Origin of the sequence: Pseudanabaena sp. lw0831 (genome assembly GCF_016584665.1) — a bacterium.
In the GTDB taxonomy this organism is placed as follows: Bacteria; Cyanobacteriota; Cyanobacteriia; order Pseudanabaenales; family Pseudanabaenaceae; genus Pseudanabaena.
Genome location: NZ_BBJB01000089.1, coordinates 1 through 14,685, shown reverse-complemented (window position 1 = coordinate 14,685; position 14,685 = coordinate 1). Strand labels below are relative to the sequence as shown.

Here is a 14,685-nt window from a genome sequence, read left to right as displayed (position 1 = left end):
TTCGCGCCGCAACTCCCTGTTGGTTTTTGGGAGAAAGCTATATGTTCAATTTAGGCTTTCGATTACAGAGAACTAGAGCTAGATTGGATTGCATAGCAATTTCTCGCCCCTGAGTTGTATGGCAATTCCTCAACATTTGACCAAGATCGTTGCCACGATTGGTCCCGCTAGCCGATCGCCTAAAGTCTTCCGCAAGATGGTAGAGGCAGGAGTCACTGTGGCAAGGCTAAACTTTTCCCACGGCAGTTATGAAGATCATGCCAAAACTATCACCATGATCCGTGCGGTGTCAGATGAATTAGATATTCCAATTACGATTTTGCAAGACTTACAGGGACCAAAAATTCGGGTTGGGGCTTTGCCTGATGAGGGAATTGAGCTAATTGAGGGTGAATTTGTCACTCTCGTGCCGATGGAGCAGTTTCAGCAATCAGATCGTTTTTTTGTGGATGCGATCGCCATTGATTATCCATATATTGCTGAAGAAGCGACTATTGGTACGCAGATTTTGTTAGCCGATGGCATCTTTGAGCTTAGGGTAAGCGGTGTTGAGGGTAATGCTGTGCATTGTGAAGTGGTTAAGGGCGGTGCACTCACTAGTCACAAGGGCGTAAACTTTCCTAGCTTAAATTTAAGATTACCTTCGATGACCGATAAGGATCGACAGGATCTTGCCTTTGGACTAGAGCAAGGTGTGGATTGGATTTCTTTAAGCTTTGTAAGACAGGCCGCAGATGTGAAGCTGCTTAAATCCCTGATCTCTGAATATGGTAAGTCGGTGTCGATCATTGCCAAAATCGAAAAACCGCAGGCGATCGCGAATCTAGAAGAAATTCTTGCCGTTGTCGATGGGATCATGGTGGCGCGGGGTGACTTGGGCGTAGAAATGCCACCAGAACAGGTTCCGATGATTCAAAAGCATATAATTCGCCGTTGTAATGAAAGCGGTATTCCTGTAATCACTGCTACGCAGATGTTAGAGAGCATGATTCAGAATCCTCGCCCCACTAGGGCTGAGGCTAGTGATGTAGCAAATGCAATTATGGATGGCACTGACGCAGTGATGCTTTCAGGAGAGTCAGCGATTGGAGCATATCCTATACAAGCCGTAGAAATGATGACTAGAATAGCTGCGGAAGTGGAGAAAGATGTCAATTTCATCAACTATCCCGCTTCAAGAACCGATGAAGTTCATGCCATTAGTGAAGCACTTCATGTAATTTCTGATGTAATCGATTTCCGTTGTATCGTCGCCTTCACAGCTAGCGGCTACACTGCAATTCTCGCTTCTAAAGAGCGTCTTAAAATTCCCATTATTGCTCTATCTCCTAACATTCATGTTTATCATCGCCTGAATTTAGTTTGGGGTGTTAAGCCGCTGTTGTTAGATGAAGAGGCGAGTTCCTTTGAGATGGTGCTCCAACAGGTGGAGTCTTGTCTATTAGGGCGAAAGCTCGCGTCTAAAGGCGATCGCATTTTGATTGTTGGTGGCATTCCTATGGGCATACAGGGAGGAACAAATTTCCTGAAAATACATATCCTGTAAAACCCAAAAGATGAGCGGCGGCGCTCATCTTTTGGGTTTTATGTCCTAAGCAAAACTTACATTGCTATATAAAAGCTAAACTCAGTAAAGGTTTTCATAAAAGAAAGGGTTCTAAATAGAACCCTTTCTTTTTATCTTCCTAATGCGTGGAGCGCGTTAATCGCGTCCGCACATTTTTGGGTGAATGCTTCGAGTGTGGCGCGATCGCTTGCTTCAGGTGGTGGAAGTAGCTCACCAATTCTGACCGTCACAGGCTGAAATAACTTTGGAAACCTTGCCCCCTTCGGCAAAATTGTTTCTGTTCCCCAAATACTAATTGGCAAAAATGGAGCTTGAGTTTTTGCCGCAATCATCGCAGCCCCCAATTTCGGTTCTGTCACTCGTCCATCTAATGTACGGGTGCCTTGCAAAAAAATGCCCGTTGCCCAACCTTTCTCAATAGAAGCGATCGCGGCTCGAATTGCGGCGCGATCGCCTGCTCCACGTTTGACTGGATAAGCTCCAAAGGCAAGAATTGCTTGTTTGAGCACAGGTATTTCAAATAATTCCTCTTTCGCCATAAATGCGACAGGACGACCCATGCAACTACCAACAATTAGTGGATCGAAGTCACTAGCATGATTACTAACAACGATGAGATTGCCTGTGAGTGGTACATTTTCAGTGCCATAAATTCGCTCTTGATAAAACAAATACAACAGTGGTCTAACTACCAGCCATTTGAACATTTTATATAAGAAAGGATTGCCACCTTTATCTTTTGAACTGTTAATAGCACCAGTATTTGTACCAGTATTTTTGATCTCAGAGCTTTTATTGTGTTCCATTTAACAAGTTCCTACAACATTTCTATGACGAGCAAATTTAAGTTGAGCAGCAAAAATAGAGCTAATTCTGCTACTTAACTTAAATTTGCTGCCATTGTTCGGGTGTATAAGTTTTGAGCGATAGGGCATGAATCGTGGTTTGCATCTGATCGGATAGGGCGGCATAGACCATGCGATGCTGCTGCATCATCGTTTTGCCAGCGAAACTAGCAGCAACAACGATCGCATCATAATGACCACTACCGACTGGGGCATTCATTCGTCCTTGGTGGTGCTTATGCAAATCACTGCGATCTTCAATTTCGACAATTGTTGCACCGATTTTTTCTTGCAAAATAGTTTTGATTGTTGCTGTTGCATCCATGTTTTTGCTATGGCAATGTTTTGACCTAAATTACTATATCGTTTTGCAAGCTCTAATACAGCGCTTCGGGCTGAAATAAAAACTAGAGATTGTTTTGAAAAGCTTACTTTGCAAGCTTTTCAAAACAATCTCTGCATTGCAAAGCCCAAAATATGAGAGGCGGCGCTAAGCGCCGCCTCTCATATTTTGGGTTAACTGGAAGGTCTTTGTAATGCAGCACCCCTTCTAGACCTAATGCGCTGCTCCGATCGCGGATCGATTTTTAGGTTAATTATCTGGTGTTTATGGCGATCGACTAGGGGGAATTGAGTTTTCCAATTGCTAATAATATGAAAATAGTTTTCGGCATCTTCTAAACAATATTCATAGATTTCATTAAGAATTGTTTCATATCCTCTTTCTTTGCGTAACACCTTAATTCCATTCCGAAAAACGTAGTATCCCTTAATTCTTTTATAAATAGGAATTTCCAAATAAGCAAATAAATTATTCAAACCTTGGTTGAGATCTGTCCGTTGAATAATTCTTTGTAAATCTAGGATTTTGATATTATCTACCTTAGGAATAAAATCTAAAGCATCAATTCTTTGGCGTAAGCAAAACATATCGCTAGTGGACAGACCATAACCAACAAAGTACTTACCCTGTAAATCCTGTAAGTCATTTAAGATGTCTTGAATTATCTTCCTTTCCTGCGTACTTGATTCAATAAATTGAATTTTTATATATTGCTCATTGCTATCTTCTAAAATGCGAGTAAGCGTATAACCAAATATTTTTTGTACTAATCCATCTTTATGAAAATCGCGACACCATTCTAAGTCTAAAAAAACAAGATCGTAGATTGAGCCATCATAGAAGTTATTTATATATCGACTTGGAAGCTTGAGTTCCTTTTTATACATAAAGTTTGGCTTAGAGGTGGGCAAGGCAAAAAGCTAGCAAATCTATTAATTATTTTGATCGGTACTGCTGTACCTATCCATCCTAACTGTAATACTCAGTTTAAGATCACTAATTTAGCGATCGTATCTTTATAGCTGTCGCCATGCTTGTTAGGACATAAAACCCAAAAAGGAGATGGCGGCGCTTCGCGCCGCTATTTCCTTTTTGGGTTTAGATTTCAAAATTAAATCCCTTTTGTTTTAGCTGTAAGTATTTATTCTCGTCAAATTGATAAAGCTTGGCGGCTCGATGAGCTACATTATGCTCGACTTTACCTGTATCGATGAGTAAGTCCATACCGAGAATTTTTTTGCGAAAATTACGTTTGTCTAGCGATCGATCTAGTACAGTTTCGTAAAGTTTTTGTAGCTGTGACAGGCTAAAGTTTTGGGGTAATAGCTCAAAACCGATCGGCTCATAACGAATTTTGCTCCGTAACCTTGCGATCGCTGTTTGGAGAATCTGATCGTGGTCAAAAGCGAGTTTTGGGATTTTTGATAGCGCAAACCACGCGGCATCTTTGGCATCGGTTGTAGCCTTAATTTTTTGTTCGACGAGATTAATGAGAGCGTAATAGGCGACAGTAACTGTGCGATCTCGGGGATCGCGGTCTAAGTTACCAAAGGTATATAACTGCTCCAGAAATACATCCTGAATTCCTGTTTCTTCTTGCAATTCACGCAAAGCTGCTGCTTCAAGGGTTTCTTCAATACGTACAAATCCCCCTGGGATCGCCCATTGCCCCTGAAATGGCGGAATGTCTCGCTGAATAAGCATAACTTTGAGTTCTTGCTGAGCGTCAAGTCCAAATACAATGCAGTCAACCGTAAGTGCAGGTCGTGGATATTCGTAGGTGTGGGGCATAAATTTTTAGGTTTAATATCTCGGCTACGCCAAGATATTAAATTAATAGTTGACATAGTGTATAAATAACACTATAGTTGTTTGTGTAGTTTATACACTATATCGTCATGCAAGAGCAAGTTGAAGTCCCCGATATGCGATCGCCGCAAATTCCTGCCTTAGAAATGCAAAATGAAATGCAAAATGTGTCAATTCAGTTTGAAAATGCCTGCGGATCAATTATTGGTCGCAACCATGTTCTTGCCAGCAAAAATAATCAGGACGCTCTGCGGATTGTCCTGTGGGATAACTTTGTAACGGCTGTCGTTTGTGATGGCTGCGGTAGTGGCAAGCATAGTGAAGTTGGGGCAAAACTCGGTGCGCGGATGGTAACTGATGCGATCGCGGATTTACTCAATCAAGGTTTGGCGATATCTGAGCCTGACTTTTGGAATGTTCTCAAAATAAACTTGTTGCAAAAAATGACAGGTTTTATAGCGATCGCGAATGAAGAGCCAGAATCTGTAATGGAATTTGTGAATAATTATCTATTATTTACAATTGTGGGCTTAGTCATCACTCCTAGCGAAACGATTACTTTCTCAATGGGTGATGGTGCGATCGCAGTCAATGGCAAGCTAACTCAAATCCCTGCTTATCCTGATAATGCGCCGCCATATCTTGCTTACGGTTTATATCGATCTGACGCTATTGAGTTTGAGATTCGCGATCGGCTACCAACAGCAGAAGTAGAATCAATTTTGATTGCTACAGATGGAATTGATGATTTGATTGCAGTTGAGGAAGTCAATCAGTTTTGGCAAGAGGATCGTTATTTTAAAAATCCTGATGCTATCAGGCGCAAATTAACCATGCTTAATCGTGAGGAAGTCAAACCTGATTGGCAAAAGCGCGAATTAATTAAGCGATCGGGGGCTTTGTCCGATGACACAACTTTAGTAGTAATTAGAAAAAAGAGGTAAAAATCATGTTAGGTGCAATTGTTGGTGATATCGTTGGTTCGATTTATGAATTCTCAAATCATCGTTTTAAGGACTTCCCTCTCTTTGGCGAAGACTGTAAATTCACTGATGACACAGTATTAACTATAGCGGTTGCTGATTGCTTAATGAACAATGGTAACTATACCGAATATATCAAGAACTATGCTCGCAAATATACAGGAAGAGGTTATGGAGGTCGCTTCAGACAATGGATTAGCTCTGAGAGCATGGAACCCTACAATAGCTGGGGTAATGGCTCAGCCATGAGAGTCAGTGCTGTGGGATTTGCCTATAATGATTTGGGAACTGTGATGAATGAAGCAAAGCGATCGGCGGAAGTCACGCACAATCATCCAGAAGGAATCAAAGGTGCACAAGCAACAGCAGTAGCGATCTTTATGGCTCGCAACGGTCATAGCAAAGAGCAAATCAAAGCGGCGATCGCACAATCTTTTGGCTATGACTTAAATCGAACTGTAGATCAGATTCGTCCAACCTACGTTTTCAATGAATCCTGCCAAGGTACAGTGCCTGAAGCAATTATCGCATTTCTGGAATCAACGAATTTTGAAGATGCGATTCGCAATGCTATTTCCTTGGGTGGTGATAGTGACACGCTTACATGTATTACTGGTGGTATTGCCGAAGCCTTTTATGGTGGTGTGCCGACAGATATCGCCACAAAAGCACTGAGTTATCTCGATTCCAATATGCGAGAAGTTGTGGAGAAATTTTATGGAAGTCTATCTTAATCAGAAGCGGGTTAAACTAAATCCTAAATCTGCGATCGGCAAAGGTGGCGAAGCGGATATTTATGATATTGGCAATGGTAAGGTTCTCAAGCTTTTTAAAACTGCCGATCATCCTGATTATGAGCTACTGCCCCAAGAGCAGCAAGCTGCTTCGGCAAGGTTAGCGATACATCAACAAAAATTGCGAGTCTTTCCTCAAAACTTGCCAGCAAGAGTTATCAAACCTGAAACTCTCGCAACGGATAAGCAAGGAACAAACATCCTTGGCTATGCAATGCCATTTTTGCAAAACACGGTGACCTTGATGAAATATAGCGATCGCACTTATCGCAGCACCAACGGTATCTCGCAGCAATTTGTCACAAACCTATTTCGAGATCTCCATAACACGGTTCTCCAAGTCCATCAAGCAAATGTGACGATTGGCGATTTCAATGATTTGAATTTGCTAGTTTCTCAAAATCAAGTCAATCTTATTGATGCAGATTCTTTCCAGTTTGGCCAGTTTCCCTGTCAGGTCTTCACAGCAAGATTTGTCGATCCGATATTGTGCGATCGCAATGCTAATCAACCAATTCTAACTAATCCTCACAATCCTGATTCTGATTGGTATGCATTCACGGTCATGTTGATGCAGAGCCTGCTCTATGTCGATCCCTATGGCGGCGTATACAAGCCAAAATCACCGACTGCGATGATTCCGCATAGTGCCAGACCGTTGCAGCGCATAACAGTTTTTCATCCTGATGTGCGCTATCCCAAGCCCGCAATTCCTTATAAAGTTCTGTCAGATGATTTGTTACATCATTTCCACAACTGCTTTGAAAAAGATTGGCGCGGAGACTTCCCAAAACCACTACTAGAATCAATGCGTTGGACAAGGTGTAATCAATGTGGAATTGAGCATTTAAGAACTTCTTGCCCAATTTGCACAATTGCTGTTGCTGTGGTGGAGAAGAGTCTAGTAGGAACGATAACTTGCAAAGTTGTTCAGATTTTTCAAACTGAAGGCGTGATCTTGCAAGCGGTTTTACAAAACAACTCGCTCTACTATCTTTATCACGATCGCAATGAATTTAAACGAGAAAACAACACCGTATTACTATCAGGTGAACTTGATGCAAATATTCAATTTGCGATATTTGGTAAATCCACAATCGCTACTAAACAAGGCAAAGCGATTACCCTCACACAGGGACAGCCACCGAATGCGATCTCCACCGATCTGATTCGTGCAAATTCTTTCTCTCGCTATTGGATCGGCAATGGTCAACTATTACGCGATGGCAAACTCGGCAATGAATATATCGGTGATATTCTCGAAGGACAAACCCAATTCTGGATTGGCGAAACCTTTGGCTTCGGTTTTTATCGCGCAGGTAGTCTCAGCGTGGCTTTCACCTTTGATGCTAAGCGTGCAGGCATCTGCGATCGCTTGCAAATTCCACCAATTCGAGGAGAACTAATTGATGCAAATTGTGTCTTTAGCGATCGCCTTTGCTGGTTCTTTACAGCCACTCAAGAGCAAGGCAAAATCATGCATCGAGTTTCTGTATTGAGGGATACTGGCGAATTGGCCGCTACTCTTGTCGCTCAAAAAGGTGATATTACATGGCTAGATAATTTTCTTGGATGTAGTGCGATCGCCAATTGGCTATTCGTTCCCACCGACGAAGGTATTGCTAGAGTTGAGGTACACAATCGACAGATTATGATTACGAAAACTTTCCCTGAGACAGAACCTTACGTTGATAGTGGATGTACTCTCATTGTTGCCTCACAAGGAATCTATGTAATTCATGCCCAAAAGATTTTGCAGTTACAATTAGCTTAGGTGATCAAATATGAAATTAACAGCAACTGAATCAAAGCATATTCATTCATGAAAAGATACTAGGAGAAACCAAAAAAAATCTACCATCAAGTACTATAAGGTTAGTAAACCTTGGTAGTCTAGAGACTAACTTTATGAGTGAATACACGGGGCTAGATGGTCTTTTGCAGTTTCAAAGAGATCTTCTTCAGGAAAAAACCGATTTTCTTATGGGTGAAATTTGTCAATGGAATACAGATTTTCGTTGTTATCCAACAGTCAATCGAATAAATCTTTGTGTTTTGGTAAATGGCAATCAAGAACGATATGAATCCATATGCAAAGACATAAAAGATATCTCTCAATCTTTAGAAGCAGATATTGTAAATCTCTACGATATGTTGCAACAGATAGAGAGAAAAATTAAGACATTGCAAAGCTACGATACTGAACTAGAAAGTGGTGATTTTATCTTCAGTATCAAATAGTGTACACAGTTCTAGCCTCAATAAATTTATCTCTGATTGCCATTCCTGAATGACTAGATATCCCTGAGCTCGCTACTTTCGACAAAGATTTTCAAGTATATCGCCGCTATCGTAATCAACCTTTTGTAAATGTTCTTGCCTAAAGTTTAAAAAACGGAGAAACACTAAAATGACTACTCAAATCTTGACTCAACTTCCCATGCCTGCCTTCTTCGATCGCCACAAAGTCGGATCGGTATGGCGCGTTCCCTACCAAGATCGAGCCAACCAAGCCGAAGCATGGGCAAAACAACATGGCATCGTCCCTGCCGCTAAGGATCGCAAGAAAATTTGTTTGATGGCGATCGATGTGCAGAATACCTTTTGTATTGCTGATCATGAGCTATTTGTGGGCGGACGATCTGGGACTGGTGCGATCGAGGACAATGTGCGGCTGTGTGAATTTATCTATCGCAATTTGCACCACATCAGCGAAATCGCGCCCACGATGGATACTCACACCGCCATGCAAATCTTCCATCCTATCTTTTGGGTGAATGATGCTGGCGAACATCCGATTCCCAATGCGACATCGATTACCTTAGAAGATGTTCAAAAGGGTAAGTGGAAAGTAAATCCTGCGATCGCTTACAGTCTTGCCAAGGGTAATTACATGGCAATTCAGCGCCACGCTTTGCATTATGTCCAGAAACTCAGCGATGAAGGCAAGTTTCCGCTTACGGTTTGGGCGTATCACTCTATGCTCGGTGGTATCGGTCACGCACTAGTTTCGGCTGTCGAGGAGGCGATGTTTTTCCATAATATTGCCCGTCACAGTCAGACTAATTTCGAGATTAAAGGCGGCAATCCTCTCACCGAGAACTATTCTGTCTTGCGTCCTGAAGTAATGGATGGAGCTGATGGCAGACCGATCGCGCAGAAAAACACCCGCTTTTTGCAAAGGTTGATGGAATTCGATGCGGTGATTATCGCAGGTCAAGCCAAGAGCCATTGCGTAGCATGGACGATCCAAGATTTACTCAGTGAAATTCTTGCCCATGATCCCAAATTGGCTAAAAAAGTCTATCTGCTCGAAGATTGTACTTCGCCTGTGGTTGTTCCTAATGTGGTGGACTACTCCGATCAAGCTGATGCTGCGTTTCAACGCTTCGCTAATGCAGGTATGCATCTAGTTAAATCCACTGACGCAATGGAAACTTGGGCAGATCTCGAACTTGCGTAAAACAATTACACTTTCTTTAGAGACCAAAAACCATGATGAGTATAAATCTTGACAGCGATACAGAGAGATATCTTGTGACGATTCTCGCGCAAGAAAATACAACCAGTTCTGAATTGATTGAACGCTTGCTACGAGAATATTGGGATTCTATCCAACCTAAGAAAAATTTTCTGGAACGGTTGCTATCGAATTAATGGCAAAGCATTTCTGCTACGAATTAGGAATTACGAATTATCAATTACCAGTTACCAAAAAAAATGACTAATATTAACGATCTTTTTCAATCTGCTTTGGATGACGGAACTCTTTCTAATGAATCTTTGCAGGCTCTCACCGTTTATGATCTCGGCGCACAAATTCAAGCGGGACTTGGCATTCATGTCGATGATGTGATGTCCAGCGAAGTTGTGCTGGTGACGATTATGCCTGATGATTCTGGTTCAATCCAGTATTCAGGAAATGCTCAGGCTGTGCGCGGTGGACATAACTCAGTGATTGATGCGCTGACTTCATCGCAGCAACAGGATAATATCCTGATTCACAATCGTTATCTTAATGGAACAGTTCTTTATCCCTACTGCCCGATCGCACAAGCGATTCGGATGGACACCAAAAATTACACCCCCAATCAAGGTACGCCGCTTTACGATCAAGTTGTAGTGCTATTGGGAACCGTATTGGCTAAATCTCAGGAATTTTCAGATAATGGTGTGCCAGTGAGGACGGTGACGCTGATTATTACTGACGGTGATGATTGCCATTCTGTGCGTCATACGGCAAAGGATGTGGCTGCGATCGCAAAAGATATGTTGCGAATGGAAAATCACATTATCGCGGCGATGGGTATTGATGATGGCTCTACGGATTTTCGGAAAGTATTTCAGGATATGGGCATCCGTGATGAATGGGTTCTTACACCTGCAAATAGTGATAGCGAAATTCGTAAGGCTTTTCAAGTTTTTTCACAATCGGCGATGCGTGTGAGTCAGAGCGCAGCTAATTTCAATTCTTTAGGAGGATTTGGAGCTTAGTCTTTTCAGCGCCTACGGCGCTGAAAAGACTATTAGTCAATTTCGTTTGCAAATACGGCTGCGATCGCCTGTTTTGCATCAGTGCGAAATTCCTGCACATTCACGCGACTGAGTAAGCTTACAGCAATAATCATCACGACTGCTTCACAGACAAACACAAAACTATAGGCGTAAATCGAGGTACTAAAGATTTTCTTACCAATATCAAGCACGATGCCGCCTGAGAGCGTGGCGACACCTCTAGCGATCGCCTGAGATAATCCCCAAGCACCAATGAATGTCCCTGCGGTTTCGGCGGCTGTGAGGTCGAGCATGAGGCTTAATGCGCCTGAAGTCGTAATTCCTGAAGCAAATCCAAAGAGAGCAAGGGCTGCTTGCAGCGCCCAAGTTTTTTGAGTGAAGCCTGAAATCAATAACAAAGCACAGCTAGCTGCAACTAAGTAACAACCTAATTTTGTAGAATTTTCTTTGCCAAGGCGCGGGACAATTAAAAATCCTGAAGAACTTAAACCAATTAGCGTCCCTGTTCCGAAAGCCGCATTAAGCTGGGTAGTTGCACAAATGCTCATTCCAAATACAGCGCCGCCAAATGGCTCCATAATCGCATCTTGCATGAAAATGCCGATGGTCATCATTAGCAAAAACGAGAAGAATAAACCAGTCTGTTTACTAGCTGTCAATACGCGCAAAGCCCGACCAAGACTGAGTTTATCTTCTGTGGCAGTAGTTCCATTGAGAATATGATTTTGAGCAACGCGCAATTTGTAACGGGAATATTTTTTTTCGACACCATAGGTTGCAAAAAAAGACAGTCCAACTACGGCAACAGGAATAATTATGAATACGGAATTAATTGCTTTTTGGAGCTGAGCAAGGCGATCGCTATTAGCATAAATGGATACCTCACTAGGCGGCGCACCTGTGCAGGGTAGGAGTCTTGAAACAGCGATCGCGCCAATCACAATGCCAACCATGAGCATCGACCAAACGATCCCAACTAATTTTGAGCGATCCTCTTCATCGGATATATCCACTAACATGGCCGCAAAGGGAGTGGAACTAAAACTAATTGCCATTCCATAAATAGCGAACATAGCACCAAGTAAAACTGCCCACGCATAGGTAATACCAGTCCAGCCAATCTCATGAACGCTAAGTCCCAACTTCCACATTACTTGTGTAAGCACAAAGGCAATGATCGCAAACACCACCGCTCCAATCCAGACATATCCTGAGCGATGGGTTCCAAATATGGTTTTCGCATCGGAGGTTTGTCCAAACCAGACTCTAGTTGGTGACACAAACAGAGGCATAGCAATAAACCCTGCGGCGAGGGTAGCAGGAATTGTCAATTCGTTGATCATCAGGCGGTTAAGCAGCCCAGCGATTAGCAAAGACATGATCCCTAAGCCCATTTGAAATAAACCGATCCGAAACATCTGGATCAGTGGCAGTTTAGGCGGCTGTTCGTCTAAATTTGCGGTATCCACTTGGTTATTCATCGTTTACGATTGAAATTTAAAAAATCAATAAAATATTATTATTCACTCTAGCACTCAGAGCAGAAAGCCCCACACTGTAAAGGTTTAAATAAAAGACAACACAAAGTGCTGTCTTTTATTTCTAAACTTCCGCAGAATAGCGCTAGCCGATCGCAAAACAAGTTCATAGACTCTAAATCAATCTTGTTTGATTTTTTGTGAGTAGATCTATGAACATTTTTTTGAGAAGCTCAAACTTTTTATTAGCCTGTAGCCTAGTTCTTAGCTTTAGCAACAACGTCTATGCGAATAATTTATCGCAAAGCACTGAGTCAATCAAGCCAATTAATAGCCAAATTAAGCAAATTAATCAAGAAAAAACTAAGCAAAATCTAAATGCGCAATTACTCATAGCTGCTCAAAATGGCAACATCAAGGAGGTGAGATCGCTGATTTCTCAAGCAACCGATGTCAATGTTCGCGATGAGTATGGCTGGACACCTTTGCTATGGGCGGCGATGAATGGACATACTGATGTAGTAAGGGTTTTATTGGTTTCAGGTGCAAATCCGAATACGCGCAATAAGTATGGTTGGACTCCGCTCATGTGGGCCGCAGGTCAAGGCTATGGCGAAATCGTGCGATCGCTCATTGCCTCAGGGGCGCGACTAAACGCACAGGATCGCAATGGCTGGACTGCCATCATGTGGGCATGGGATGGCAATCATCAAGAGACTGTCGCGATTTTGCGAAGTGTTGCAAACAATTAAAAAAAATGGCACTTTGTGCCATTTTTTTTAATTGTTTGCTAGTAGCTGTTTGGCTCTAGGCTTAAAGAGAAGATGAAAAAGAACATCGACATAACGTAATAGATCTTCACGGTTCTCATGGGAAGTATAGTTCCAGAAGCCATAGATGCGAGCTAGAGAGAGTAAGCGCGTAGTGTGGATCTTCCAAGTATAAGCATTGTAGACTCGCTCGATCGCCTTTTGGGAAATAGCTTGCCAAACTAGTGGATCTTGCTCAGATTTGACTACAAAATCTAAGATTATACTTGCCATTTCTTCCAATTGTGTAGGATTGACATGGAAGCCATTCACCCCATTTTGAATGATTTCCTGTGGCCCCCCAAACATAGTCGCGAATGTGAGTAGTCCTGTCACCATTAACTCGAGAACTGTCAGCCCAAAGGCTTCAAATAAAGCTGGTTGTACAAAAACACCTTGGCGATCGCCAATCAATCTATAGACTTCACCCGTGTCAGTTTTGGATAGGCGGACACCTAGCCAACGAATTTTGCCATGCAAGTTATATTGATTGATGATGTCATAGAGTTTGACAATTTCGGCGGCTTCTTCGCGATCGCTAGTATCCTCAACCCGCAACTTACCTGCAATCAAAATCAAATTGCAATGGGATTGCAGCTCAGCACTTTTGCCAAAACACTCAGCTAAACCCGTGAGATTTTTAACATGATCTAGTCGCGCCATGGAGAACCAAGGACACTTACTGGGATCATCGAGTTTGCCAAATACCTGACGATCATCTTCTAAGGTAAATAGCAATTCTTCCAAACGAATTTGCTGATCGTGTAAGCGCTCTTGAGTATTGGTATAAGGGAAGAAATACGCCTCATTTACCCCAGGTGGAACGATGTTAAATTTGGGACTGAATAGCTCAATGCCACTAGTGACATGATAGAGATCGGGCATGGTGAAGGACTTGTAGGATTCGTATTGTCCAACACTGTCTGGAGTTCCCACGATCTCTTGATAGCTGCTACTCAGCACAAAGTTAGCAGAATTCATCGTTAAGTAGTTAAGCAAAATTAATTACATATTTTGAACCAAACTCTCGAAGAACTTTTTCAACATATGAGACTAAACTTTCCCAAGATTCATATGCATTTAGTTCAATCCACTCATATTTCATAAACCGCCATAAAATTTCAATCAAGTTTAACTGGGGACTATAAGGAGGCAACAGAAAAATCTCGACTTGCTGACTTTTCCACTCCTCCAGTTTTTCATTAATCATTTGACTGGTGTGAATAGAGGCTTTATCCATAACAATCACAGTAGGCTTGGTAGATTGGCGAGCAAAGTCATCAATACAAGCGAGAATGACTGCACTGGTGATACTACGTTCAAAAACATAAGCAGATAAGTCATTGTTTCGATTCATCAACCCCACGACATTTAACCGCTTACTACGTTGACTGGGTAGGCTTAAACCCAGTCCTTTCTCTTGCCAAGCATAGGGAATCGGTGGAGTCAAAGAAAAGCCACTTTCATCAAGATATCGCAAATCGATTTTGCCCTGCATTTCCTGTTCAAGCAATTCGGTGAGTTGTTGCTGTTTCTCTCTAT

General features: G+C 42.2%; 15 protein-coding genes and 1 pseudogene. 9 read left to right on the top strand and 7 right to left on the bottom strand.

Features of this window, described 5'->3' with window-relative positions; genetic code table 11:
- Positions 1-118 precede the first annotated feature (118 nt).
- The gene (gene pyk, locus APA_RS19085; RefSeq protein ID WP_201323833.1) at positions 119-1,546 is read left to right on the top strand and encodes a pyruvate kinase; all 1,428 of its coding nucleotides are present in this window, start codon (positions 119-121) and stop codon (positions 1,544-1,546) included.
- Between the two features lie 131 nt (positions 1,547-1,677).
- Here the strand turns inward: pyk and APA_RS19080 are convergent, their stop codons facing one another.
- The 4 genes from APA_RS19080 to APA_RS19065 form a co-directional block, all read right to left on the bottom strand.
- Positions 1,678-2,274, bottom strand: coding sequence for a 1-acyl-sn-glycerol-3-phosphate acyltransferase (locus APA_RS19080; RefSeq protein WP_236579863.1), 597 nt, complete (start codon positions 2,272-2,274; stop codon positions 1,678-1,680).
- 178 nt (positions 2,275-2,452) lie between these two features.
- Positions 2,453-2,737 (bottom strand): BolA family transcriptional regulator, encoded by a 285-nt coding sequence (locus APA_RS19075; RefSeq protein WP_103667972.1) that lies wholly within the window; start codon positions 2,735-2,737, stop codon positions 2,453-2,455.
- Between the two features lie 191 nt (positions 2,738-2,928).
- Entirely contained in the window at positions 2,929-3,642 is a 714-nt protein-coding gene (locus APA_RS19070) for a ribonuclease H-like domain-containing protein (RefSeq protein WP_201323831.1), read from the bottom strand.
- Positions 3,643-3,853: 211 nt separating this feature from the next.
- On the bottom strand, positions 3,854-4,546 hold the full coding sequence (locus APA_RS19065; RefSeq protein WP_201323830.1) for an NUDIX domain-containing protein: 693 nt from the start codon (positions 4,544-4,546) through the stop codon (positions 3,854-3,856).
- A 107-nt stretch (positions 4,547-4,653) separates the two neighbouring features.
- Here APA_RS19065 and APA_RS19060 point away from each other — a divergent pair, with 107 nt between their 5' ends.
- The 7 genes from APA_RS19060 (at position 4,654) to APA_RS19030 (ending at position 10,835) form a co-directional block, all read left to right on the top strand.
- A complete protein-coding gene (locus APA_RS19060; RefSeq protein WP_201323829.1) occupies positions 4,654-5,508 on the top strand; it encodes a protein phosphatase 2C domain-containing protein in 855 nt (284 codons plus the stop codon).
- 5 nt (positions 5,509-5,513) lie between these two features.
- Positions 5,514-6,281 carry an ADP-ribosylglycohydrolase family protein gene (locus APA_RS19055; protein WP_201323828.1) on the top strand — a complete coding sequence of 256 codons (768 nt, stop codon included), beginning with the start codon at positions 5,514-5,516 and terminating at the stop codon, positions 6,279-6,281.
- Positions 6,265-8,115, top strand: coding sequence for a hypothetical protein (locus APA_RS19050; RefSeq protein ID WP_201323827.1), 1,851 nt, complete (start codon positions 6,265-6,267; stop codon positions 8,113-8,115). The genes APA_RS19055 and APA_RS19050 overlap by 17 nt, the downstream gene beginning before the upstream one ends.
- A gap of 134 nt (positions 8,116-8,249) precedes the next feature.
- Positions 8,250-8,582 (top strand): hypothetical protein, encoded by a 333-nt coding sequence (locus APA_RS19045; protein ID WP_201323826.1) that lies wholly within the window; start codon positions 8,250-8,252, stop codon positions 8,580-8,582.
- A gap of 169 nt (positions 8,583-8,751) precedes the next feature.
- Positions 8,752-9,804 carry an isochorismatase gene (locus APA_RS19040; protein WP_201323825.1) on the top strand — a complete coding sequence of 351 codons (1,053 nt, stop codon included), beginning with the start codon at positions 8,752-8,754 and terminating at the stop codon, positions 9,802-9,804.
- Positions 9,805-9,836: 32 nt separating this feature from the next.
- Positions 9,837-9,998, top strand: coding sequence for a hypothetical protein (locus APA_RS19035; protein ID WP_201323824.1), 162 nt, complete (start codon positions 9,837-9,839; stop codon positions 9,996-9,998).
- Between the two features lie 63 nt (positions 9,999-10,061).
- Positions 10,062-10,835 carry a hypothetical protein gene (locus APA_RS19030; protein ID WP_201323823.1) on the top strand — a complete coding sequence of 258 codons (774 nt, stop codon included), beginning with the start codon at positions 10,062-10,064 and terminating at the stop codon, positions 10,833-10,835.
- A gap of 32 nt (positions 10,836-10,867) precedes the next feature.
- On the opposite strand, the gene APA_RS19025 is transcribed toward APA_RS19030, so the two are convergent.
- Positions 10,868-12,337 carry a BCD family MFS transporter gene (locus APA_RS19025; RefSeq protein ID WP_201323822.1) on the bottom strand — a complete coding sequence of 490 codons (1,470 nt, stop codon included), beginning with the start codon at positions 12,335-12,337 and terminating at the stop codon, positions 10,868-10,870.
- Positions 12,338-12,546: 209 nt separating this feature from the next.
- On the opposite strand from APA_RS19025, the gene APA_RS19020 reads away from it, so the two are divergent.
- Positions 12,547-13,086, top strand: coding sequence for an ankyrin repeat domain-containing protein (locus APA_RS19020; RefSeq protein WP_201323821.1), 540 nt, complete (start codon positions 12,547-12,549; stop codon positions 13,084-13,086).
- Between the two features lie 27 nt (positions 13,087-13,113).
- On the opposite strand, the pseudogene APA_RS19015 reads toward APA_RS19020, so the two are convergent.
- Positions 13,114-14,130 (bottom strand): annotated as a pseudogene (locus tag APA_RS19015) (glycosyltransferase); the annotation flags it as partial.
- Positions 14,131-14,134: 4 nt separating this feature from the next.
- On the bottom strand, positions 14,135-14,685 hold a 551-nt coding region (locus tag APA_RS19010; protein WP_201320743.1), incomplete at its 5' end, for an IS630 family transposase.